We start from the raw sequence: 24,109 nt of genomic DNA on the forward strand, positions 1-24,109 counted from the left end.
AATCGAGGCTAATATGGACGCTAAAAAAATTGCGATTATTGATTTGGGCAGTAACTCAACTCGTTTAGTGATTGAAGAATTACATTCTGATCGGAAATATCAGGAAGTTTACCGTGTTAAAGAAGACACGCGCTTATCGCAAAATATGGGCACAGACTTGTTGCTACGACCAGAACCAATCCGCCGAACGATTGCAGTTTTGAAAGATTATCAAAAAATCATCTCTGGTTTTACGGTTGATCAGACTTTTGCTATAACCACGGCAGCTGTTCGAACGGCTAAAAATCAAAAAGAATTTTTAGACCAAGTGCTAGATGAAACGGGGATTCAGTTTAGAGTTTTAACAGGACAAGAAGAAGCACATTATGATTTTTTGGGTGTTCAAGCTGCCCTGCCAGATGTTAAGGCGGGGATTATTCTTGATACTGGTGGTGCCTCAGTTGAAGTGATTCCCTTTGAAAACGGTAAGTCAGCGGCTGAGGTATCGCTTCCGTTTGGTGCGGTTAATCTTTCAGAAAAATACTCCTTGGCTAGTGATATTGATCTGCAAGATGTTCAAAAAGCCAGTCTAGCAATTCAGGCAGATTTTTCAAAACTAGACTTTGTTCAAAACTTTCAAAACCATCCGATTATATTATTGGGTGGTGCCAATCGGTCTTTGGCGAAAATGGCAGAAAAACAAGCACTCGTCCAAAAATCAAAAAAATTGCACGGATTTATGATGCCGGCAAATCAAGTAACGGAAATTTTTAATAAAATCTCAGGAATGTCACGGTCTGACCGTGAACATTTAGCCGGCTTAGAAAAGAGTCGAGCAGACATTATTGTTTCTGGTCTTTTACCAGTTTTGAACCTTATCAAAGTTTTTACAGCCCCACAAGTTATTTTCTCTGAATCTGGTGTTCGGGAAGGCTTGATTGAAAGCTTTTTTGAAACAGAAGAAAAAAAGGAATTATGACGAAAAAATTTTACGAATTAAGTCCGGCCGACCGGGTTAAAGCGTTGTCTCTAAGTCCAGTCTTGGAACAGCGCTTTTTAGACCAGCAAAATCTGTACCACCAAGATTTAGTTGAAAATTATTTGACTGATTTTTCCTTACCAGAAGGAATGGTAAAGGATGCTGTAGTTGACGGTCAAAAATACCAGGTTCCACTAGTGACTGAGGAACCCTCTGTTATTGCGGCTGCGAACAATGGAATGCGGTTGTTCAGGATGAAGGGTGGAGTGAAGAGTGGTGAACCGAGCCACGCTCTTTTAGGCGGGCAAATTATCTTTAATCAAATTAAGTGGGATGAACTTTCTGAATTCGTGGAAAATCATCGTGGTGAAATTGAAGAACAGGCTCAGTTAGCTAAACCTAGTTTGTATGCTAGAGGCGGTGGAATTCGCTCTATTAATTTAAGAAAAGTTCCTGGAAACCGTGCCAGCCTAGATTTGACAGTAGAAACTGGGCTAGCGATGGGGGCGAACGCAGTTAATACAATTTTAGAAGCCGTTAAAACAATTTTTGTTCCATACGCTGAACAGATTTTAGCGGCGATCCTAACAAATGCAGGGCATGATAGCGTTGTAACCGTTAGGGGACAGGTTCCCGTTGACTCACTAGGCGGACTAGATATTGCCAAAAAAATCGTGGCCCTATCAGATTTTGCTAAAGTAGATACTGACCGGGCAGTGACCGAAAACAAAGGCATTTTCAATGGATTGTCCGCTGTTGTTTTAGCACTAGGAAATGACTGGCGAGCAGTTGAAGCTGCTGGTCATGCGTACGCGGCACGACAAGGATTGTACCAATCGCTATCGACCTGGCAGTTATCAGCTGATGAAAAAACGTTACTCGGAGAATTATCTTTACCACTAAATATTGGTTTAGTCGGTGGCGGGTTAGCTGGGTTACAACAGGCCCAAGATAACTTTAAGTTACTGGGACAGCCAACTGTCGACGAGGTTAAAAAAGTTATTTTAGCTATTGGTTTGAGTTCAAATTTGGCGGCTCTTAAAGCAATTACTAGCCAAGGGATTCAGGCCGGACACATGCGAATGCAAGCACGAACTTTAGCTATCCAAGTTGGGGCACGACCGGACGAAGTGCAATGGGTTGCAGAACGACTTGTTGCAGCGGTTCGAATTGATGAACAAACCGCAAAGGAAATATTAGGAGACTTACGTAACCATGAACCAAAAGCTTAACGAGCTGTTAGCACAAGCTAACCAAATTTATCCAGGGACAATCATGACTCGAGTTGGAACTGAAAAGGATGGTCAACTGCGTGTTGATCGAGTTGAACAGTCCGTCTTAGCCGATCGCCTGTTAATTGAAGTTCCTGATCAAACTGAAGCAGATTTTGTATTAGGTAACGAGTTATTAAAGTTGCTCCTATCATTGAATGGGATTGTGCCACAAATCTATTTTGCTCTAACTTTTGAAAAAGAAGAGTTAGACCAACAACTAATTTCGATTGCTACACGAATGCACCGAGTAGTTGTTCATGCCATCGCATACCGTGAACTGGCTAAGCAGGGGCTATTAACTGCTGATACTGCTCAGGCCTATCTAGCTGGTGTCCGAGATGAATTGAGCGACGAAGGGGCTGAGCTAGATGGGGAATTTTTGTGGCGACTGCTCACATTAATGGATGCCCAAATTTTCTTGGCAACGATGAGAGATTATAATCTTAGTGATCAAGCGACTACGATGAAAAAACAGCTTGACCAACTTTATCCTCAGGCTAACCAGGCAGCCACTGATTTAGTGGAACCAGTTTTGACGGCGAACTTGAAGGATTCACGACAAATCCGTAAGCAAATGGTCCGTCTTTTTGCTGGTGTGGATAAGGCCCTTGAATCACGAGACTTACCCACTGTTAATGCAACGCAGTATGTAACGTTGACACCAGTTTTGTCACAACGCCAGCTGGATGGTCCGGTTTCAAACTTCTATGAGATTTTCCATTCGGAAATGGTTGATTTTCAAACACATGAAAAGGCCTATGTTGGTTTGGGAAAGCAAGACCAACAAAATACTTTTGTAGTGACGCCACCAAGTGATGAAGCTGAACGGCCAAAGTTCTTTACTGAGCTGTACCAAACGTCAGTCAAAGAACTATTAACTAAGTTAGCCTTACCTTATATTTTGCGTCAGTAATACTAAGGAGGAATTGGGATGCTAGTGACGAATGACATTCAACAATTATTTGATGATAGTCATCAAATCCTATTTCTAACTGGCGCTGGAGTTTCGACATTGTCTGGAATTCCTGACTACCGGTCGAAACAGGGTGTTTATCAAGGATTAGATTTAGCACCCGAGTATTTATTGTCAATTCAGGCCTTTGATGAAATTCCGGAAATCCAATACCAATTTATGCAGGATAACCTGTATTTTCCAAAAGCCAAGCCTAATATTATCCACCAGAAAATGGCTAACCTTGCTCAAGCAGGGCGGGCCAAAGTCGTGACACAAAATATTGATGATCTGGATGTAAAAGCAGGGTTGTCGGATAATCATTTAATTCGCTTTCATGGATCTTTGTATCATCTTTATACTCCGGTTGATGGTCAAGCAATTTCTTTAGCAGCTTATCAAAAGTCTTTATACCGAGCGAATGATCAAGCTAAAATTCGCCCAGCAATTACTTTTTATGGTGAAGAGCCTTACCGAGTCAGTGAAGCGATTGACTGGGTCCGGCAGGCAGATTTGATTGTCGTTGTTGGCACCTCTTTGCAAGTTTATCCTTTTGCTGGACTATTAGAATATGCCAATAACCAGGCCAAGATTCTAGCTGTTAATTTGACAGCCTTACCAGTGCCGGCTAGAGTTCACCAAGTTGTTGGTGATGCCAGGCAATTTTTTGAAGAATTACAAATTTAGTCCCGCTGGGGCTATTTTTTTATATGAAAAAAGAATAATATATGGGCAGGAGGAAGATATATGACGAATAATCAAGGAGCAGTTCAGCCGAGTGCTGAACATCAGGCACCAAGACCAAGGAGTCAAACCGAAAAACATGCTCATCTGCACCAAGCAACAGGACAATTATCACAGAAACCCTACTTAATTGGTATTTTTGTGAATTTGATTTTTGTCTTATCTGAGTTGGTTTTTGCTAAGATTGCTCATTCGACCGCTCTTTTTGCAGATGCCTTTCACAATTTATCAGATGTCTTGGCACTCGTGATTGCCTGGTTAGCAGTCCTAGTATTTGCAATCCAGGCTACTAAGAAAAAAACTTATGGCTGGCATAATGCCTCGATTTTAGCTTCGATTTTTAATATGGTGCTATTAGTCTTTGCAGTCGTTACGATTTTTTACGAGGCTGTTCGAGATTTAATTAATCCTGGTACAGTCCATACGAATGGCACCATCATCACTGTTGTCGCTGCAGTTGGGATTGTGGTTAACCTGTCGACCGCTTTGCTATTTAAAGTTTCGGGAACACCTGATGAACATGGACACCACCATGGACAGGATTTGAACGCCAAAACCGCTTACTTGCATTTACTTTCGGATGCTGCCGTTTCGATTGGCGTAATTGTTGCTGGTTGGCTAATTTCGATTACGGGTTGGCAAATAATTGATCCAATCGTTTCGTTAGTTATTGGCCTTGTGATTTTAGTATCGGCCTGGCCGGTTATGAAAGAGACAGTCAACTTGGCGATTAATGCTGTTCCGGAAACAGTCGATGAGGAAGCGATTAGCCAATATTTGATAGCCGCTGTTGGCGTGACGGGGCTCCATGATTTGCACATTTGGCCGATTTCAACGACGGAAACGGCTTTAACTGTACACTTGTCAGTGAATGATATGGTCTTTGAAGATGGCCATGGGCAAACTTTTTTAAATCAAATTGAAAGCGATTTAAAAAATAATTATGGTATCCAGCACGTGACGATTCAGTTAGAGAGTGCCGGTAGTCAAGATAACTGTAACGTAATTTAATTTTTAGAAAAGAAAGTTTTGAATGAAAATTCAAAGCTTTTTATTTTTAAAAATCAACAAATTGTTTTTAATTTTAAATAAAAGGGTTGACCCATACTCTAAATAGGGTATGATAAATAAGAACTTAGGAAGATAAAACGGGTTAACTAGCTTTCATAAGACTTCAATCGGGAACGATTGGCGGACGTTATGAAAATTATTTAACGCTTATAAACAAGTAGGACGGCTGTCTGCTTTTTTATAGTGTTTGAACTTAGTAGGTTAAATGGGACAATGCTGCCCAAAATCTAATAAAATTTAATTCGTTGAACTTTTCCTAAGAAATTTAGTATTTCAAAGGAGAATTATTATCATGATGGCATACACATACAATGATAATCAGCCACACGGCACATTGCTCACAAAGGGCGGCACTAAAAGCTTAGCGGAGGTGAACGGCAGTATTGCCGTTCCTAAAACTAATTCCTTTTGGCGCCGCCTCCTCGCATTTTTTGGTCCGGGGGCGTTAATCGCCGTCGGTTATATGGATCCGGGTAATTGGGTGACCTCCGTTCAAGGAGGGGCATCTTACCATTACCTCTTAATGTCGGTCGTCTTAATCTCGGCTGTTATTGGAATGCTCTTGCAGTACTTAGCCGGTAAGCTTGGCATTGTGACCCAACAAGATCTCGCTCAAGCGACAGCACAACGAACTAATCGAGTAACCCGGTATTTTCTCTGGTTTATTACGGAACTAGCTTTAATTGCTACTGACATTGCCGAAGTAGTTGGCGGCGCGATTGCCTTGAACCTGCTCTTCGGTTGGCCGTTAATTTTAACGGTGATGATGACAGCCTTTGATGTGATTTTGCTCTTAGGGTTAATGAAATTTGGCTTTCGAAAAATTGAAGCTTTGGTTATGACGTTGATTTTGACCATTCTCTTTGTCTGTCTGTACTTGGTTATTTTATCTAAGCCGGATTTAGCTGGGGTTTTTGCTGGTAGTATCCCTCAACCAGAAATTTTATCACCACAAGCCTATCACGGCTTGGCTAGTCCACTCTTCTTAACGGCAGGAATTATCGGAGCAACAGTTACCCCCCACAATTTATATTTGCATTCATCAATTGTTCAAACTCGGCAAGTTGACCATTCAAATCGAGCTGAGGTTCGAAGTGCTATTAAGTGTATGGCCTGGGATTCGAATCTGCAATTAAGCTTGGCTTTTGTCGTCAATGCCCTATTATTGATTGTTGGTGCAGCACTCTTTTATGGCCACGCTGATGAGTTGGCATCATTTAAAGCCATGTACCTGGCCTTACAAAATAATAATTTGGCCGGGGCGATTGCTTCACCATTCTTGTCGACTATTTTTGCGGTTGCCTTGCTAGCATCCGGACAAAATTCAACAATTACTGGAACCTTAGCTGGTGAAATCATCATGGAAGGGTTCTTGCACTTTAAAATGCCAATGTGGGTGCGCCGGATTTTGACTCGTGGTCTGGCTTTGGTACCGGTAATTTTGATTACTATGGCCTATGGTGGTCAAGAACACCAGCTTGACCAGCTGATTACTGGAACTCAGGTCTTTCTCTCGGTCGTCTTGCCGTTTTCAATGGCACCGTTGATCTACTTCACGTCATCCAAAAAAATCATGGGTCCCTTTGTTAATCGGAAGGGAATCACGATTGTGGCTTGGATCTGCTTCGTCATTTTGAGTATTTTGAATCTGTGGCTTGTTTGGCAACAGTGCACGCAAGGATTTTAAAATTAATAAAATATCTTCAAAATCCGAATGATGTCCGATAAAATAAAATGAAAATTAAATTAGTTTTAAATCATGAATCTTTTATAAATGCTGGTATACCAGTTTTTAATATTTATAATTATGATTAGTTAAAGTGATGTTACAAAAATATCACTTGACCTATAAAATGTACCATGTAATAGTTAACATAGACTTAGGAAAAGTAATTGAGTTAAGTAGCTTTCATAAGCTTTCAACAACCAAGTTGAATGAAATCCTTTATGAAAATTATTTAGCGCTTGAAGATAAATTGAATCATCGCAAGGCCCTTCATTTGTTGGACCTTAACGATAGTTTTTTTGATTTTGTTTATTTTTAAGTCATAATTCAGTTCGAGTCCCTGAGGATAACCCCCAAAGGAGAAACAATAATGGATAATTCTGAAAAGAAGTCAAGACACTCATTGATTGAGCATACTGGCGAAAAAAGTTTATCTGAAGTAAACGGGTCAATTGAAGTGCCCAAGGGAGCACCATTTTGGCGTAGATTGATGGCTTTTTCTGGGCCTGGAGCCTTAGTGGCAGTTGGTTATATGGATCCCGGTAACTGGGTAACCTCGGTTGCTGGTGGGGCTTCATACCACTATCTTTTGCTATCAGTTATTTTGATTTCCTCATTAATCGCCATGCTCTTGCAGTATATGGCAGGGAAGTTGGGAATTGTTAAGCAAGAAGACTTGGCCCAAGCCACGGGAAACCGGACGAATAAGTTTGGCCGATATTCACTCTGGATTATGACCGAATTAGCCTTGGTTGCCACGGATATTGCCGAAGTTGTTGGTGGAGCGATTGCCTTGAGCTTGCTCTTCGGTTGGCCACTTTTGGTCACGGTCTTTATGACGGCCTTCGATGTGGTCTTGTTGCTTGGTTTGATGAAGTTTGGTTTCCGGAAGATTGAAGCGATTGTCATGACTTTAATTTTGACAATCTTGTTCGTCTTCCTCTACTTAACAATCTTGTCAAAGCCAGATATGGGGGCTTTGTTCGGGGGTTACTTGCCTCGACCAAAGACCCTATCACCATCCGGTTTGCATGGCTTGCAAAGTCCTTTGTTCCTAACTGCTGGGATCATTGGGGCAACGGTTATGCCTCATAACTTGTACCTCCATTCATCAATCTCACAAACTCGTAAGATTGACCATGATAACCCCGAAGAAGTGCGTGATGCCGTTAAGTTAATGACTTGGGATTCTAACATTCAATTGACTTTGGCCTTCGTCGTTAACACGTTGCTTTTGGTTGTTGGAGCCGCTTTGTTCTTTGGGCATGCTAGCGAATTGGATTCATTTAAGGCCATGTATAATGCCTTGGGTGACAGCCATATTGCTGGAGCAATTGCTTCACCATTCTTATCAACACTTTTTGCCTTGGCTTTGTTGGCTTCAGGTCAAAATTCAACCATCACTGGAACATTAACTGGTGAAATCATCATGGAAGGGTTCTTGCACTTGCGCGTGCCAATGTGGCTTCGTCGTGTAATTACCCGTGGAATTGCCTTGGCTCCTGTTTTGGCAATTACCATCATTTACGGTGGTAATGAGTATCAATTGGATAACTTAATTACTGCTACCCAGGTCTTCTTGTCAGTGGCCTTGCCATTCTCAATGGCACCATTGATTTACTTCACCTCTTCAAAGAAGATTATGGGCGAATACGCTAACAGTAAGTGGATTACTTGGACTGGTTGGATTTGTTTTGCTGTTTTGTCAGTGATTAACGTCTGGTTGGTTCTTGACCAATTCTTCCCACAGTACTTCGGCTAAAAAATAAATAAAGACAATTTAGATTTTTAAGATGTTCGAAAGCTAAAAGGAGGCAGTAATGGCTGAATTGAAATTAGAAGTAGAACCAAAACAATTTAAAACTATTTTGGTTGGTGTTGATGAATCGGAGCAGGGCTATAATGCCTTGGCTAATGGCATTCACCAAGCTCGTGAAGACGATGCTAAGTTGGTGATTGCTACCGTTTTGGAAATGGGAGACCTATCTACCATTTCGGCGTTGCACCTGGATTTTATTAAAGAGAAGCGCCAAGAACTGGAAAAAAACTTAGAAAAGTATCGTCAATTTGCCAATGATCGTGGATTGACTAATGTTGAAGTTGTTTTCGATGATGGAATTAAAGCTGGTGAAATCCTAAATGATGAAATTGCTCCCCGTGTTGGGGCTGATTTAATTGTTGTCGGTGCCCATTCACATGAAGGATTCTGGGACTCAATTGGATCACAGGCGGCATATATTGCTCGTAACGCCAAGGTTTCTACTTTAATTGTCAAAGACTAAGTTAATAAAAGTGTAGTTCACTTGTTTGTGAAACAGCTGGAAAAGTCTGGTATTGATATAAAATCAAAACCAGGCTTTTTTTTGCTCTATACATGAAAAAATATTCATGTTATACTAAATGCAATATATGAAAAATAATTCATTTTAAGAGGAAGAAAATGGGAACGCTAATAACAGGACTGGTATCGTATTTAGGTACTTCATCGGATTACTTCATTATTTTGGTATTAATTTTCGCGACCTTCCGTCAAAAAAATCAGGTTCGACCAATTATAATAGGTGCTTATTTAGGTAATGCTTTGCTAGTGCTGATTGCCTTTTTAGTTGGTTTGACCCTTAAGCAAGTACCAGCTGAGTGGTTGCTAGGATTATTAGGATTAATCCCAATTATTTTAGGGGTTAAGAACTTTTTAACTGAGGAAGAAGAGGAAGAGGGGGAAGTCTTTGTTGAAAAGCTGAGTCAGACAGCCAGTCATAAAATTGTGATGACGGTAGTTGTGATGACCATCGCATCATGTGGAGCCGATAATTTAGCTTTGTATATTCCGTATTTTTCATTAGCTGGATTAGATTTGTTGCCAATTATCTTTGCGATGTTTTTCTTGATTTTGACACTTAGTATGGTTGCTGCCTATCACTTAGCCCAGGTTAAGCAGATTCAAGAGGTGTTTGAAAAGTTTGGTGATGGAATTCAATCATTGGTGTATTTAATCTTAGGAATTTATATTTTATTTGAAGCTGGGACCGTGACACATTTAATTTCCTTGCTATAATGAGGATATGAAAAAAGACGTGCAAAAAGAATTGAGTTTGATTTTTAAGCTGTTAGGGTCAGAAAAGCGGTTAGCTATTTTGACGTTATTGCGTGAAAAGCCATATTCAGTATCAGAATTGGTGGATCAGCTTCAAATGGAACAGTCTGCCGTTTCACACCAGTTGCAAATGCTCCGAGACGCTCAGGTTGTAACTGTTGAAAAACGCGGCCGTTTAGCTTATTATCAATTAAACGACTCCCACATTTTAACTTTACTAAATAATGCCGAGGGTCATGTTCAGCATGTCTTGAATCACCAAACGCACGCTGAAGCTGAACAGGATAAAAATAATCAAAATTAATTTTTATTTTCGTTGACAAGTTATGGCCAAGTTGATATACTAATATAGTTGTGAAATACAGCAATGCCGTTGTGGCGGAATTGGCAGACGCGCTGGACTCAAAATCCAGTGGTGGCAACACCGTGTGGGTTCGACTCCCACCAACGGCATTCATGAGAGAGAACAGCTAACTTCGGTTGGCTGTTTTTTATTGCAGTGAAACACAAAAAGGCCTCCTACTCATAATCGGGTAGGAGGCCTTTTGATGTTAATTAATTTGGCTGGCACCGGTTTGATAATTAATAGTAATGCCAGGTTGAACGTTGAAAATCCAGTAGTTCAAATTAAGACTCTGACCATTGTCCTCAACGGACTTAGCCATGTAATGGACGCCCCGAGGAATACGTTCGGTTCCAATATAAAGTGGAGTTACTTGTCCGCGAATTGCAATGTTAGGGTGGGCTTTTAAAGCTGCTCGGATATCATCTTCGGGCACCAGCTGACCGGGATAAGCGTTTTCCACCCGTGTTCCAGTGGTCATGTTTTCAGTCATCATGGTTGCCATTCCAAAGAATTGGTAACCAACGATGTGAGACTTATTCCAAAGGGATTGGGTTGAACCACCGAGTTTAACTTTTGGATTATAGTGGTAGCCACCAACCCAGGCAGTACCATTGAATTGATCATTAATGTACCAGCCGGATGGTCGGACGGAATCAGGAATTCGAGCTGGTCGTTTGGTAACGTTATCCATACTAGCCATTGTCGCGACGAAGTTAGCTTGTCCAGACCGTCCAAGGGAATCAAGGGCTGAAAGGGATAACCCATCGATTGGACGGAGCTTATCCCCAAGAACTCCTGGAAACTTCTGGTTAAGTTCTTGGCTGGTAAAGCTAGCTTGGTTGTTGTTGATGTGGACGATATCACCGTCTAAGGTGCCATCCCACTGGATTTTTAATAGGTCAGCATTGGTCGCTGCTTGGGCGTGACCAGGGTTGGTATCTTTTTTGACCCCGCCATTGATTTGTTTGCTAGTAGTCGTGCCAAAATTATGTTTTGTTTGCTTGGTATCGGTTGGCCAGAGAGAAAAAGCCGCCACAACCAAAACGAGGGCTGTGACGGCTGTTTTAAAGTATTTTGGCCGACCAAGCTGTTGCTTTGATCGTTTTTTTGCCATTAGAAAGACATCGCTCCTAAGAATTGCTTGATTCGTGAATCAGTTGAGTGGAAGAATCCATCAGTTGGTCCATCATAGCCAACGGCTCCGTTATCGATAAAGACAATCTTATCGGCCACTTGCTCGGCAAAGGCCATGTTGTGGGTAACGATAATCATTGATGTATCTTTTTGAGCCAGTTCCTTCAAAACTCGTAGAACTTGAGCTTCTAGTTCAGGATCGAGTGCAGAAGTGGGTTCATCCAATAATAGGTACTTGGGTTCCATCGCTAGGGCTCGTAAGATGGCGACACGTTGCTGTTGTCCACCTGATAATTGATAGGGGTAGCGGTCAGCTAGCTCCTCCATCTTAAATTGAGCTAGGAGGCGGTGAGCCCGGTTGAGGGCTTCCTCCTTGCTAACCTTTTTAACCTTGATAGGACCTTCGGTTAGGTTCTTCAAAACCGTTAGATGGGTAAAGAGGGCTTTTTCTTGAAAGACCATCCCGAACTGCTTTCTGACCTCCAAAACCTCTGACTTGGCTAAGCTATGGTTCAAATCAAGGCTTAAGCCATCGATTGTTAGTTGACCACCAGTTGGGCGTTCCAACAAATTCAATGAATGTAAGAGGGTTGATTTTCCAGAACCAGAAGGGCCGACAATTGCGGTGGTCTCTTCGGCAGGGAAAGTAACAGAAATATCGTCGAGGGCGACCTTATCGGGGTACTTTTTGCTTAATTTTTCAACTTTAATCATTGGGCAAACCTCGATGTGTACTTTTCTAGATAGTGCTGACCAATTGATAAGATGGAAGTGAAGAAGGCGTATACCATGGCGACCAGGATATACATCGAAAGCACCTTATAGTTGGTGGCAGCGATTTGTTGGGATAGGTAGAACATTTCGACGATGGTAATCACAGATGCCAAAGAAGTATCCTTTAACAAACTAATCAGCGAATTCGAAAGTGGTGGAATCGAAATTCGGGCCGCTTGGGGTAAGACCACGTAAAGGTAAACTTGCGTAGTTGTCATACCTAATGATTCAGCAGCTTGCTTCTGTGCTTCAGAAACGGAAGAGATGGAAGCGCGGATTGATTCGGAGGCATAGGCTCCGGTGTTTAATGAAAAGACGGTGATGGCTGAAACCCAGGCCGATTGAAACAAGGCGATATGGGCGTTTGGCAAGCCGTAGAAAACAATGAAGAGTTGGACCAACATTGGTGTTGATCGGAAAAACCAAACATAGGTGGCAGCGACACCCTTGAGAATCTTTAAGGCGGCGTCAGCCCATTCATTTTGGGGCGCCTTAGCGACGCGGATAATGGCCGTTGTGACGGCGAAAATCAAGCCAAAGAAGAATGAGAGAATCGTCAATGGTAATGTATAGTGGAACGCGGCGGAAAAGAGCCGTGGTAGGTACTTGACCGCTAGGTCAATAAAATCGCTCATTCGTCCATTCCTCCTGCTTACTGTTCGTGGCTCAAATCAACACCAAAGTACTTCTTTGAAAGCTTTGTTAATGTGCCGTCTTTCTTCAATTCCTTGATAGCCTTATTAACATCCTTTTGGAGTTGTTCGTCCTTCTTATTCATCAAAACACCAGTTGGGACTGACTTAATGTCCTTTGAAATGTTAACTGTGGTTACGTCAGCGTTTGGATTAGCTTTCTTCCAAGCAGCGAAGGCACCTTGATCGTTTAGTGACCCATCAGCTCGGTTAGTTGTAATCAAGTTCATGGCTTCGACAATTCCGGCAACAGCCTTAATGTCAGCACCCTTTTGTTGAGCAACTTGACCATAGTTTGAAGTTAATGACTGGGCCATTGTCTTACCCTTGATGTCGTCCAAACTCTTCAAATCAGTTTCGTCAGTTCGCTTGATCAAAACAGAGTTTGAATAGAGGTAAGGAGTAGACATGCGGTAGTTCTTTTCACGATCAGGGCGGATACCGATGTTGTTAATAACGGCGTCATAACGGTTAGAGTTAATACCAGCAATCAAAGAGTCCCACTTCGTCTGGACGAACTTAACTTTTAGTCCTAACTTATCGGCAATATCTTTCGCCATGTCAACTTCGTAACCAACCAATTTACCAGAGTCATCATGGTAAGAAAATGGGGCATAGGTTCCTTCCAAACCGACGGTAAAGGTTCCCTTGGTAATGGTTTCATCCTTGGATTGGTGGTTGCCTGTGAGTTGGGTTACACCAACGACACCAGCAATCACAACAATGATACCGGCGAGTAAAATCAAAACTTTTTTATTCATGAAACTTTTTCTCCTACTACTTACTCTCTGCAATAAAAAACCGCCCTAACAAAGAAAGGGCGGTTTTTGGTCGACGATTAGAAACCCTGCCCTAAAAAAACGGTAATGTACACATTACCGACACCATCATTGGGTTGTTAAAACAATTTCTTGCTAACATTAGGATTCTCCAAATTTTCTTGTTTTCAGTTTAACGGCCACTTTTGTTTTTGTCAACTAAATTTGACCGATTCTTCCTCCGAATTTTGAAATTGGTTTAGGAAAGAGTATTCGGTATTAAGGCCAAGCGACTGGCGTTTGTTGGTTTTAGTGGGAAAATGGTTTATTGCAAAGTCGCGGCTGGGTTCTTTGATTTGGCCTGGTTTGAACTTAGTGCGTTTGCTATAATAAAAAACGAGGTTAAGGCCACCATTGGGCCGGAAAGGACTCATATGTCAGAGCAAAACACATTTTATATCACAACCCCAATTTACTATCCATCAGGGAAGCTTCAATTGGGAAATACTTATACAACGGTGCTGGCCGATGCAGCTGCTCGTTACCACCGCTTGTTGGGGGATGATGTCTTCTTTTTGACTGGAACCGACGAACACGGGGAAAAGATTCAAAAGAAGGCCCAAGCCGCAGGCACAACAGAAATTGCCTACTTGGACGGCATGGCCAAAGAAATCAAGGACTTGTGGTCTTTGATGGGCATTTCTTATGATAAGTTTATTCGAACGACCGAAGAGGGTCACGAAAAGGCTGTTCAAAAGATCTTCCAAAAGTTGTTGGACCAAGGTGACATTTATAAGGGTCAATATGAAGGCTGGTATTCTGTTTCCGATGAAGAATACTTTACTGAATCACAATTGGCTGAAGTTTACCGCGATGCCGATGGCAACATGATCGGTGGAAAGGCTCCTTCTGGCCATGAAGTTGAAAAGATTCAAGAAGAATCATACTTCTTCAAGATGTCAAAGTACGCCGACTGGTTGGTTGCTTACTACAAGGACCATCCTGAATTTGTTCAACCCCACGCCCGGATGAACGAAATGTTGCAAAACTTCATCTTGCCAGGTTTGGAAGATTTAGCCGTGACGCGAACTTCTTCAAACTGGGGAGTCCCCGTTCCCGGTGACGAAAAGCACGTCATCTATGTTTGGATTGACGCCTTGGCCAACTATATTACGGCCTTGGGTTATGGATCAGACGACGAATCTTTGCTAGAAAAGTTCTGGCCAGCCAATGTGCAATTGGTCGGTAAGGAAATCGTTCGTTTCCATATTATTTATTGGCCAATTATGCTCCATGCTTTGGGCTTGGACATGCCAAAAGAAATCATCGGTCATGGCTGGTTGGTCATGAAGGATGGTAAGATGTCAAAGTCAAAGGGAAACGTTGTTTACCCTGAAGACTTGACGAGTCGTTATGGCTTGGATGCTGTTCGTTACTACTTGTTGCGCTCAATGCCATTTGGTAACGATGGGGTCTTCTCACCGGAAGACTTCGTTGACCGCGTGAATTTTGATTTGGCTAATGATTTGGGGAACTTGTTGAACCGGACTGTTGCCATGATTAACAAGTACGAAGGTGGGGTAATTCCAGCCTTTACTGCTGGTAAGACTGAATTCGACACGGACATGGAAGCCACAGTGGCCCAACAGGTTGCTGAATTCCATGGAAACTTGTCAGCTATTCATACGGCCGATGCCCTTGAATCTGTTTGGGGTGTTGTTCGTCGTGCTAACAAGTATATTGATGAAACAGAACCATGGGTTTTGGCTAAAAAAGCCGGCGAAGATGCTCAAGCTAAGGAAAACTTGCAGTCAGTCATGGCTCATTTGGCTGGTGCTTTGCGTGCCGTTGCCGTGATGCTCCAACCAGTGATGACCCAAGCGCCAAAGCAAATCTTTGAGCAATTAGGTTTGTCTTATCCAGAAGGCGGCGTTTCGTTGGCCGATTTGACGATTGACCAAGTGCCAGCTGGTACTCAGGTTGTTGCCAAGGGAGAACCAATCTTCCCACGTTTGGATACGGAACAAGAAGTTGGATATATTGCCTCATTGGTTTCTAAGGACACCAAGGGTAAGGGCCGGGCGGTTAAAGAAGCTGCCAAGAATGCTGGTAAGGAAGCTGAAGCTGTAGAAGAAAGTGCAGAGCCTGCTAAGCCCTTGATTAAGTATGATGACTTTGACAAGGTTGAAATTTTGGCTGCTAAGATTACTGGAGCTGAATTGGTTGAAAAATCAAAGAAGCTTATCAAGTTTACCTTGGATGATGGCTCAGCTAAGCCACGTCAAATCTTATCTGGTATCCGTCAGTGGTATCCAGAACCCGAAGTCTTGCTTGGTAAGACGGTCGCCATCGTGGCTAACATGGCCCCTCGTAAGATGGCCGGTGAAATGTCAGAAGGAATGATTCTTTCAGCTGAAAAGCATGACATCGTTACGGTCACAATCTTGCCGGATTCAATCGAACCTGGTTCAGGAATCGAATAATTTTCAAATAGCATTTCTGGTATTAAGACCAAAAGGAAGCCCCATCAATGTGATGGGGCTTCCATTTTTGTTGATGAATTTTAATTTATTGAACAGGCCAAGCCCATGGGTCTTGGTGCCACTTTGATAGGCGGTCGTGTTCGTCGGCGCTAACGACCTTTTGGTCGGCCAAACGGTTAATTAAAGCAGAATAAGTTAAGAGTGGTGCAAAGGCGAAACCAGCTTCTGCAAAGTTCTTGTCGGCATCTGGGAACCCGTAAGAGAAAATTGAAACGACCCCAGCAACCTGGTGGCCTTCACGGACAACAGCCTTGGCGGTGTCGATGACTGACCCCCCGGTTGAAATCAAGTCATCAATCAAGACAACTTGGTCATTGTCTTGGATAACCCCTTCAACTTGGCGACCAGTTCCGTGGTCCTTGGGCTTTGAACGGACATAGACCATTGGTAGGTTCAATTCAGCAGCAACCAAAGCCGCTTGGGGAATCCCGGCGGTAGCGACCCCGGCAATGACAGTTGCTTGAGGATACTTTTCTTGAATCAAGGCTGCCAAGGCTAAAGTGATGGCCTTACGAGTCTTAGGGTAAGAAATTGTTTGGCGCAAGTCAGTATAGATGGGTGACTTGATTCCAGAAGCAAAAGTAAAGGTGTCTTCAACCTTTAATTGCACAATCTTGTGGTCGATAAGGTCTTGGAGAATCGTGTCAGTTAAAGCAGTCATGAAAAAATTCCTTTCAAATAGAGGGGGATTAGTAGGGTGAGCAATTGATTGATGGCAATATCAACTTTGCCAAGCAGTCTGGTAACGATTCCAGGCAGCCACCGGGTCAGTGGCCTTGGTAATTGGTCGACCAACAACGATGGCTGAGGCGCCGTCGGTTGCTGCCTTATCAGGCGTTGCCACGCGGACCTGGTCACCACTTTGGTCTTGGGCCATCCGGATACCGGGAACGACACAGAGAAAGTCAGGGCTGATATCAGAGGACCGTAGAACTGGCAACTCCAAGGCAGAACAGATAACGCCGTCGCAGCCAGACTTTTCAGCCATTTGCGCCAGGGCCAAGACTTGGTCGGCCATTGGCAAAGCAGCGTGTTGTTCATTTTTCAAAACGTCATCAGAGATTGATGTTAGCTCGGTCACGGCCAGCAATTTGGGAGCTGATACTTGAGCTAAAGCCGCCCCGGCATTCAGACCTTCCTTGGCGGCCTTGAGCATTGCTGATCCGCCGAGGGAGTGAACGGTCACGTAGTCGACGCCGAGTCGTCCGATTTGAACCATGGCCTGTTTGACGGTGTTGGGGATGTCAAAGAGTTTGAGGTCCAAAAAAATTTGGCAACCGCGGTTCTTTAAATCAGCGACGATAGCGGGGCCGGCTTGGTAGAAGAGTTCCATGCCGACTTTGACAGTTAGCCGGCTGGGATCGGGGAAGGCAGCTAAAAAGTTGGTGACCGTCTCGAGGTCATCAAAGTCTAAGGCAATCATCAGTGGTTTTTCCATGGTTTAGCTCCTTAATGGCAAATAAAAAAGACTATTCTCCTAAAAAAGTCCAGAGAATAGTCTTGTTGCGTTTAAAATTAATCGTTAGGTGATCATCTGGCTTCTCTGAACCAATTAATGATTACTAAGAGTATAAACCAAAATGGTCAATCCGACAAATTTGTTTTTGAACTTGGTCCAAGCTGGGGTCAAATGACCGTCAAATTAAAGCAAGTCACCAATAGCTGAATAGCCGATTGTTGGGAAGACAGTTACAAGTCGAGCCAATTGGGCCGGAGTGTAGCCAAATTCGATAGCAGGCAACAAAGAGTTGATGATGTCTTCGGCATGATCAGATAATTCGATAGCACCAACCAAACGATGGTCCTTGTCATAAATCAATGACAATTGGCCTTCCGTTTCATAATCAACCAAACGGTACCAGTCATCCATGACCTTCTTTTCGACAACGTCGAATTGGTCGGGATGAGCAGCAGCTTCATCAAGGGTCACACCAGCTTGTGCCAAGCGAGGACTAGTGAAGACATTAGTTGCGATGGCTGGGTAGTTAACTGGCTTAGTATCATTTCCTAGGAGGTAGTTGGCCACATACTGTGATTCAAAGGTTGCCGTGGGTGTTAATTTGGGCTGAGTCTTTGAAACCACGTCACCAGTGGCGTAGACGTTTGGCAAGGCTGTTTGCAAGTATTCGTTGACCTTAATGCCGGTCTGGTCGAAGTCGATACCGACTTTTTCAAGGCCAAGACCAGCAGTATTAGGAACCCGACCAGTGGCGTCAAGAATGTAATCAGCATCGTAAGTACCAGTACTGGTTTTGACAGCAAAGCCATGACTGAGTTTTTCAACTTCGGTCGTTTCGCTGTTGCGAACAAAGGTCAACCCTTGCTTTTCAAGAGAGGCCAAGAGGGCATCAGTATAGGTCTTGTTGAATCCGTTCAGAGCCTTGTCGGAGTGCATAATCACTGTGACATCGACTCCGGCAGCGTTCATCATGGCTGCCGATTCCAGACCGATGTAACCGGCTCCGATGACAACCATCTTTTCAGGGGCTTCATCTAATGAAAGGAAGTCCTTTGAATCATGAAGGTATTCAGCGCCAGGAATATCCAAGCGGTGAGAGTGCATTCCGGTGGCAATCACGATGTTTTCGGCAGTAACCTGGCGGTCGCCAACTTGAATCGTGTGGGCATCCAAGAATTCGCCATTACCAAAGATAAAGTCGATTCCCAGACCTTCCATGCCGGATTGAATTGCGTTAGGGAAGATTGAAATGATTTCCTTTTTACGAGCCATGTTCTTGGTCCAGTCAATCTTACCAGATCCCTCAACAATTCCATCTGAAGCGACTAATTGTCGTTGCAAAGCAGCGGCGTTTTCCAAAATCACCTTGGCGTTACAACCCCAGTTTGGGCAAGTTCCACCAACTTTTTCGCGTTCAACAAAGGCGACTTTCTTACCGGCACTGGCCAGCAAGGGGGCACCATCAAAGGCACCGTGGCCGGCACCGAGGTACAAAACGTCATAATCATAAGCTGTCATCGATTCAATTCCTCCTAATAGTTAAATTCGAGATAATTGTCTCACACAATGGCAGCAAATAAAATACCAACTATACCAAATTAATTTATTGGATTAAAAAAAGTCCGACCGTAGTCGGACTGATTAGAAAATTAGTTGAGTGTCACGCGGTTGGCCAAAGCTGGACGAACAACCAAGGCAATGATCAAACCAAAGACACATTGGGCGATGTTCCCAATGATTGAGGCCCAACCGGTTGCCCAACTCTTTGACAAGAGGGCTGTCGCAAAGAAATAGCCAACGACCATGACGAGTGAAGCCAGGATAACGGCCACGGTTTGAGCGGCAACAGATTTTTTTGCACCAATCAAGCCGGCAATGTAGCCTTCCAAGCCATGGATGATTAGGGAGAAAGGCGCCCAGGCGGCGTAGCCAGCTAAGAGGTCAAGTAACATACCGGAAAGTCCACCGACAATCATTCCTGACCGGGCACTACCCAAAAGAGCGACCAAGAAAATACCGGCTTCCACCAGGTTGACGTAGCCACCCGGTGTAGGGATGTGAACAACGTAAGACAAGGCTAAGTTCAAAGCAGTAATGACTGCTAAGGTTGTGATGGTTTTGGTTGTAAAATACTTATTCATAAAACTCTCCAATATTAATGTAGGGATACTAACAATTCTTATTATAATCATTTTTGATGACTTAGAAAGGGCAGATTTTATTTCAATTATCCAACAAATTTAAAAAATGGTATGGTTAACTTTGTTAACAAAATAGCTGGAGGAGGACGCCAGTTTTTAGGCTTTGTGTTATAATATCAATGTTGACTTAAGTCAAAAAATTTATTGGAGGTCTACACACATGACTGTGAAGATTGGTATTAATGGATTCGGTCGGATTGGTCGTTTGGCATTCCGTCGTATTTTGGAATTGGGCGACTCAGCAGCTGATGTTGAAGTTGTTGCTATTAACGACTTGACTAGTCCATCAATGTTGGCATACTTGTTGAAGTATGACTCAACACATGGAACTTTGAAGGCTGAAGTTACAGCTGACGAAACAGGTATCTTCGTTGATGGTAAGCACTACCCTGTTTACGCTGAACGCGATGCCCGCGATATTCCTTGGGTAAAGAACGACGGTGTTGAATATGTTTTGGAAGCCACTGGTTTCTACACTTCAGCCGAAAAGTCACAAGCTCACTTGGATGCAGGTGTTAAGAAGGTTTTGATTTCTGCTCCAGCCGGTGACGTGCCTACAGTTGTTTATGGTGTTAACCAAGACATCTTGTCACATGATGACAAGATCGTTTCAGCTGGTTCATGTACTACACAGTCATTGGCTCCAATGGCTCGTGTATTGCAAGACCAATACGGTGTTGAACTTGCCACTATGACAACTATTCACGCCTTTACATCAACTCAAATGATTTTGGACGGACCTAAGTCAAAGAAGTTCCGTTCAAACCGTACTGCTTCAGTTAACACAATTCCTCATTCAACTGGTGCCGCTAAGGCTATCGGTTTGGTTGTCCCTGAATTGAAGGGTAAGGTTGATGGTCACGCCCAACGTGTTGGTGTTGTTGACGGTTCAGTTACTGAATTGACTTCAGTTTTGTCAAAGAAGGTTACTGCAGACGAAATCAACGCAGCAATGAAGGCAGCCTCATCTGAATCATTCGGTTACAACGAAGACGAAATCGTTTCATCTGACATCATTGGTGACACTCACGGTGCTACTTTCGATGCCACTCAAACACAAATCGTTGAAGTTGGCGACAAGCAATTGGTTAAGACTGTTTCATGGTACGACAACGAATACGGTTTCACTTCAAACATGATCCGTACATTGTTGCACTTTGCTAACTTGAAGTAAAACAAATTTGGAAGAACACTTCGGTGTTCTTTTTTTTTGCCTTTTTTCAAATGTAATTGTTTTGTTTTGATTTGGAATCATTTGTATTCTAAATGAAACAGTGATACAATCGACGATAGTTATCAATTTGATGAGCAAGGGAGGGTAAAATGAACAAAAATAATTTAAGCTTCAATCAGATTAAAGTACATAAGGCCTTGAAAAAGGTTAAGAAGAATTGGGTTGTTGTCTCATTGTCGACAGTGGCCCTATTTGGTGGCGGCCTAGCAATGGCTTCAACGACGGCTCAACCAGCATTTGCCGCCGACAAAGTACAAACCCAAGGAACATCATATAATTACGGAGACTTAGTAAAAAATGGAGCCGTAACCACAAATAGTATTTCATGGTCGGCCCCCGATAATGCTCAGTTGCCAACGGGTACTTTTGATTTGTTGCGGGGCAACGGGGGCAATACTTCCTCTGTTTCATTCACGATTAATGCGAATTCGAACCTGAAAAAAGGGGATACAATTGTCATCCCACTCTCGACTAATATTCAAAACCAGCCGGGAGCCCAAACTTTTTTGGTTAGCAACTTCAACACGAAAGTTGTTGAAAATACAACGGGTGCAGTGATTTCGAACAGTGTTAGCTATAACGAGGCTAGCCAAACAATTAATATGCCGCTTGATGGTGATGACTTTGATGCAAGTCGGGCTCACCAAATCACCTTGAACTTTCAAACTAATGGTGGGAATATTTTCCCGAAGTCTGCTAGTAATGGGAGTGATTTGAGTATTTCGGAAACTGTTGCTGATCAAACCCATACCTATAGTTGGGCACCAAAGCCAACGGAACCAGACTACAAAGATAATAATAATGTTAATCCAATGACGGATACCGTCTCTGACGTTAACCCGGGCGGGGTTTCTGTTCGAACCAAAGTCACGAATACAGATGGCTTGGCCTTTACTCAACCGGTCCAGTTAAATAATGGCCAAGACTATATTCAAACAATTGATATTACGGCCACTGGTTCTAATAATGGGAAAGTAACTCCCATTTACATCCAAGATGGTGGCTATTTCTGGAACTATATTTCGGTCGCCAGTGCCTATGGACCAGCAACTCAGGCTGTCGGTTGGACAGACCAAGCGGCTAATAACCAAGGCGGAATGTCCAATGCCACTGGTAAAAAGATCACACCATTCCTCTCAGAAGAAACGGACAGTACTACGCCAGGTTAAGACCAATACACGGTTATCCGTTTAGCAGATAATAAACTGCGAATTGTCATGAACCTCGGTAAGAGCCAATATCTCAAATTTACGAAAGCCGATTTTGAGACAGTGATTAAGTCACAGTATGCTACAGTTTCTGATGCCGTTATTCAAGGGATGGAGTCAACCTATGGTGATGGTCAGGGCAATGTTAATATTCCCTTTACGGTTTTGGCAAACTTTAAAGTCACAAATCCAAATAATTTGAACCAACAGGTCCGTTATGATATTACTTTCTCGGACAACAAAGGGTTCTATGACCAGAAGACACCAGTCTACACAGATAGCATCTTGCACAACGTTGCTAACGGACAAACGATGGTTACGACAAAGTATGTTGATGAAAATGGTGATCAAATTGCCCCTGAAGATTCACAATTGGGTTTTGCTGACAAGGATTCATTTTCTTCAGATAGTTTAAGTTTAGATGGTTACACATTAGATGATAGTAAGCTTCCAAGTGGTGCCGCGGAAAGTAGTACCGGTACCTACAGTGTAAGTGGTAAATATCCAACGCAAGATACTGTCTATACCTACGTCTATAAGGTAGCTAATACCCCGGCCAAGACGCCAAGCGATAACACGACGCCAAGTACACCGGCTAAGACACCAAGCGACAACACGACACCAAGTACACCGGAAAAGACACCAAGCGACAACACGACGCCAAGTACACCGGAAAAGACGCCAAGTGATAACACAACGCCAAGTACACCGGCTAAGACACCAAGCGATACTACAACATCTAACACACCGACAAAGGAACAAACTCCTGTCACGACACCGACTGAAACAACAAATGCACCAGCAGTAGTTGTTAATGATGGAACACGGACAGAAAAGTATGCTTTGCCAAATACAGCAAAGACGGTCGTTAGTTATACTGGTGCTCTAGTGGCAGCTGTTCTAGGAATAGTAGCTTTGTTATCTTCATTGGTAACTAAGCAAAAGAAGTAATGATTAATATGAGAAGGAACGTTATATAGAATGACGGTCCTTTTTCATTTGAAAGAATTGTCTGAGGTAGCACGTGGTAAACTAAGAATAATAGTATTCGTTTCAGATATATAGAAAGTAGTAACCGCTATGAAAGTTGCCATCTCCTCAGATAACCATTTAGATTTAAATAAAGTTGATTGGCAATGGGCCTTGGAACAACAAGGAGAGTACTTGTTGGACAACAAAATTTCCGTTTACATCATTGCCGGTGATTTGTTTAATCGCTTTGATAAAACTCTAGAATTTTCCCGCCAACTACAAGAGTTTGTCGATGAAAAGGTCCAAATTCGATTTTTGGCCGGTAACCATGAGATGGGAACTGCCGTAACTTATGACGAGTTGGAGTCATCAGTCGATGACCTTTATTTCCATAATAAGGTTTTGGACGTTGGTGGAACACGACTAGTTGGAAATAACGGCTGGTATGATTATTCATTTGACCAAGGCCGACATACAATCAAGGAAACGCAACGGTTTAAACGAGAGTTCTGGTATGACCGGCGGATTCAACAGCCTTTAACCGACCCTGAACGGCTGGCTGTCAATTTAGAGCAAATGAAAGCCGCAGTTGAGGCTGGCCACCAAGCTGGTCAAAAAGTTATTTTGGTTAACCATTTTAGTCCAGAAGAAACCTTTATCAATCAGATACCCTTTAAGGAACCGCGCTTAGACATTTTAAAGTCCTTTTTGGGTAGTCAGGCAGTTAGCGATATGATTGTTGGCGAAAAAGTGCAGGCGTCAGTTTCTGGACACCTGCACCTCCATGTGCCACCCTATCAAAAAAATGAAACGACCTTTTATAATGCCTCGGTTGGATATCGGACCCGGCGGGTCAAGGAATGGTTTAGTCATGACTTTATGACGGAGTGGAAGAGCCGCCTGGTTGTCTTTGATGTATAAGGTATGATTGCGTTAAAAAATATAAGTAAATTTTCTTTGTCCAAATTG

At 42.9% G+C, this 24,109-nt stretch carries 23 protein-coding genes and 1 tRNA gene; 16 read left to right on the forward strand and 8 right to left on the reverse strand.

Annotated features, from left to right (window positions below):
* Positions 1-13 precede the first annotated feature (13 nt).
* The 11 genes from AOQ29_RS00895 to AOQ29_RS00945 all read left to right on the forward strand — a co-directional run bounded on the left by AOQ29_RS00895 (position 14) and on the right by AOQ29_RS00945 (position 10,272).
* Positions 14-958, forward strand: coding sequence for a Ppx/GppA phosphatase family protein (locus AOQ29_RS00895; protein ID WP_061992676.1), 945 nt, complete (start codon positions 14-16; stop codon positions 956-958).
* The gene (locus AOQ29_RS00900; protein ID WP_061992677.1) at positions 955-2,190 is read left to right on the forward strand and encodes a hypothetical protein; all 1,236 of its coding nucleotides are present in this window, start codon (positions 955-957) and stop codon (positions 2,188-2,190) included. The genes AOQ29_RS00895 and AOQ29_RS00900 overlap by 4 nt, the downstream gene beginning before the upstream one ends.
* A complete protein-coding gene (locus tag AOQ29_RS00905) occupies positions 2,174-3,145 on the forward strand; it encodes a hypothetical protein (protein ID WP_061992678.1) in 972 nt (323 codons plus the stop codon). Before AOQ29_RS00900 ends, AOQ29_RS00905 begins: the two co-directional genes overlap by 17 nt.
* 18 nt (positions 3,146-3,163) lie before the next feature.
* Positions 3,164-3,871 (forward strand): NAD-dependent protein deacylase, encoded by a 708-nt coding sequence (locus tag AOQ29_RS00910; protein ID WP_061992679.1) that lies wholly within the window; start codon positions 3,164-3,166, stop codon positions 3,869-3,871.
* Positions 3,872-3,931: 60 nt separating this feature from the next.
* Positions 3,932-4,939: a cation diffusion facilitator family transporter gene (locus AOQ29_RS00915; protein ID WP_083989196.1), complete on the forward strand. Its 1,008-nt coding sequence runs from the start codon at positions 3,932-3,934 to the stop codon at positions 4,937-4,939.
* Between the two features lie 352 nt (positions 4,940-5,291).
* The gene (locus AOQ29_RS00920; protein ID WP_407645460.1) at positions 5,292-6,686 is read left to right on the forward strand and encodes an Nramp family divalent metal transporter; all 1,395 of its coding nucleotides are present in this window, start codon (positions 5,292-5,294) and stop codon (positions 6,684-6,686) included.
* A gap of 409 nt (positions 6,687-7,095) precedes the next feature.
* On the forward strand, positions 7,096-8,487 hold the full coding sequence (locus AOQ29_RS00925; RefSeq protein ID WP_061992680.1) for an Nramp family divalent metal transporter: 1,392 nt from the start codon (positions 7,096-7,098) through the stop codon (positions 8,485-8,487).
* Between the two features lie 58 nt (positions 8,488-8,545).
* A complete protein-coding gene (locus tag AOQ29_RS00930) occupies positions 8,546-9,007 on the forward strand; it encodes a universal stress protein (RefSeq protein WP_061992681.1) in 462 nt (153 codons plus the stop codon).
* Between the two features lie 158 nt (positions 9,008-9,165).
* Complete coding sequence (locus tag AOQ29_RS00935; RefSeq protein WP_061992682.1) at positions 9,166-9,780, forward strand: cadmium resistance transporter; 615 nt, start codon at positions 9,166-9,168, stop codon at positions 9,778-9,780.
* Between the two features lie 7 nt (positions 9,781-9,787).
* Positions 9,788-10,123 (forward strand): ArsR/SmtB family transcription factor, encoded by a 336-nt coding sequence (locus AOQ29_RS00940; protein WP_061992683.1) that lies wholly within the window; start codon positions 9,788-9,790, stop codon positions 10,121-10,123.
* 65 nt (positions 10,124-10,188) lie between these two features.
* A tRNA-Leu gene (locus AOQ29_RS00945) sits at positions 10,189-10,272 on the forward strand.
* A gap of 98 nt (positions 10,273-10,370) precedes the next feature.
* Here the strand turns inward: AOQ29_RS00945 and AOQ29_RS00950 are convergent.
* From AOQ29_RS00950 to AOQ29_RS00965, 4 genes are read right to left on the reverse strand one after another with little or no spacing between them, the layout of a single operon-like run.
* Positions 10,371-11,279, reverse strand: a complete 909-nt coding sequence (locus AOQ29_RS00950; protein ID WP_061992684.1) for a DNA/RNA non-specific endonuclease — start codon at positions 11,277-11,279, stop codon at positions 10,371-10,373.
* On the reverse strand, positions 11,279-12,013 hold the full coding sequence (locus AOQ29_RS00955) for an amino acid ABC transporter ATP-binding protein (RefSeq protein ID WP_061992685.1): 735 nt from the start codon (positions 12,011-12,013) through the stop codon (positions 11,279-11,281). The genes AOQ29_RS00950 and AOQ29_RS00955 overlap by 1 nt, the downstream gene beginning before the upstream one ends.
* Positions 12,010-12,708 carry an amino acid ABC transporter permease gene (locus AOQ29_RS00960; RefSeq protein ID WP_061992686.1) on the reverse strand — a complete coding sequence of 233 codons (699 nt, stop codon included), beginning with the start codon at positions 12,706-12,708 and terminating at the stop codon, positions 12,010-12,012. Before AOQ29_RS00960 ends, AOQ29_RS00955 begins: the two co-directional genes overlap by 4 nt.
* 17 nt (positions 12,709-12,725) lie before the next feature.
* Positions 12,726-13,526 (reverse strand): transporter substrate-binding domain-containing protein, encoded by an 801-nt coding sequence (locus tag AOQ29_RS00965; RefSeq protein ID WP_061992687.1) that lies wholly within the window; start codon positions 13,524-13,526, stop codon positions 12,726-12,728.
* A 431-nt stretch (positions 13,527-13,957) separates the two neighbouring features.
* Here AOQ29_RS00965 and metG point away from each other — a divergent pair, with 431 nt between their 5' ends.
* Complete coding sequence (metG, locus tag AOQ29_RS00970) at positions 13,958-16,006, forward strand: methionine--tRNA ligase (RefSeq protein ID WP_083989198.1); 2,049 nt, start codon at positions 13,958-13,960, stop codon at positions 16,004-16,006.
* Between the two features lie 85 nt (positions 16,007-16,091).
* Here the strand turns inward: metG and pyrE are convergent, their stop codons facing one another.
* From pyrE to AOQ29_RS00990, 4 genes are all read right to left on the reverse strand, one after another.
* The gene (gene pyrE / locus AOQ29_RS00975) at positions 16,092-16,727 is read right to left on the reverse strand and encodes an orotate phosphoribosyltransferase (protein ID WP_061992689.1); all 636 of its coding nucleotides are present in this window, start codon (positions 16,725-16,727) and stop codon (positions 16,092-16,094) included.
* Positions 16,728-16,787: 60 nt separating this feature from the next.
* Positions 16,788-17,504 carry an orotidine-5'-phosphate decarboxylase gene (pyrF, locus tag AOQ29_RS00980; protein WP_061992690.1) on the reverse strand — a complete coding sequence of 239 codons (717 nt, stop codon included), beginning with the start codon at positions 17,502-17,504 and terminating at the stop codon, positions 16,788-16,790.
* A 204-nt stretch (positions 17,505-17,708) separates the two neighbouring features.
* Positions 17,709-19,043 (reverse strand): dihydrolipoyl dehydrogenase family protein, encoded by a 1,335-nt coding sequence (locus tag AOQ29_RS00985; protein ID WP_061992691.1) that lies wholly within the window; start codon positions 19,041-19,043, stop codon positions 17,709-17,711.
* Positions 19,044-19,174: 131 nt separating this feature from the next.
* On the reverse strand, positions 19,175-19,666 hold the full coding sequence (locus AOQ29_RS00990; protein WP_061992692.1) for an ECF transporter S component: 492 nt from the start codon (positions 19,664-19,666) through the stop codon (positions 19,175-19,177).
* A gap of 220 nt (positions 19,667-19,886) precedes the next feature.
* On the opposite strand from AOQ29_RS00990, the gene gap reads away from it, so the two are divergent.
* From gap to AOQ29_RS01010, 4 genes are all read left to right on the forward strand, one after another.
* The gene (gene gap, locus AOQ29_RS00995) at positions 19,887-20,900 is read left to right on the forward strand and encodes a type I glyceraldehyde-3-phosphate dehydrogenase (RefSeq protein WP_061992693.1); all 1,014 of its coding nucleotides are present in this window, start codon (positions 19,887-19,889) and stop codon (positions 20,898-20,900) included.
* Between the two features lie 149 nt (positions 20,901-21,049).
* The gene (locus AOQ29_RS01000; RefSeq protein WP_061992694.1) at positions 21,050-22,129 is read left to right on the forward strand and encodes a hypothetical protein; all 1,080 of its coding nucleotides are present in this window, start codon (positions 21,050-21,052) and stop codon (positions 22,127-22,129) included.
* A gap of 48 nt (positions 22,130-22,177) precedes the next feature.
* Positions 22,178-23,119 carry a MucBP domain-containing protein gene (locus tag AOQ29_RS01005; RefSeq protein WP_061992695.1) on the forward strand — a complete coding sequence of 314 codons (942 nt, stop codon included), beginning with the start codon at positions 22,178-22,180 and terminating at the stop codon, positions 23,117-23,119.
* A 129-nt stretch (positions 23,120-23,248) separates the two neighbouring features.
* The gene (locus AOQ29_RS01010; RefSeq protein ID WP_061992696.1) at positions 23,249-24,061 is read left to right on the forward strand and encodes a metallophosphoesterase; all 813 of its coding nucleotides are present in this window, start codon (positions 23,249-23,251) and stop codon (positions 24,059-24,061) included.
* Positions 24,062-24,109: the final 48 nt, after the last annotated feature.

Origin of the sequence: Fructobacillus ficulneus, assembly GCF_001047075.2 — a bacterium.
GTDB lineage: Bacteria > Bacillota > Bacilli > Lactobacillales > Lactobacillaceae > Fructobacillus > Fructobacillus ficulneus.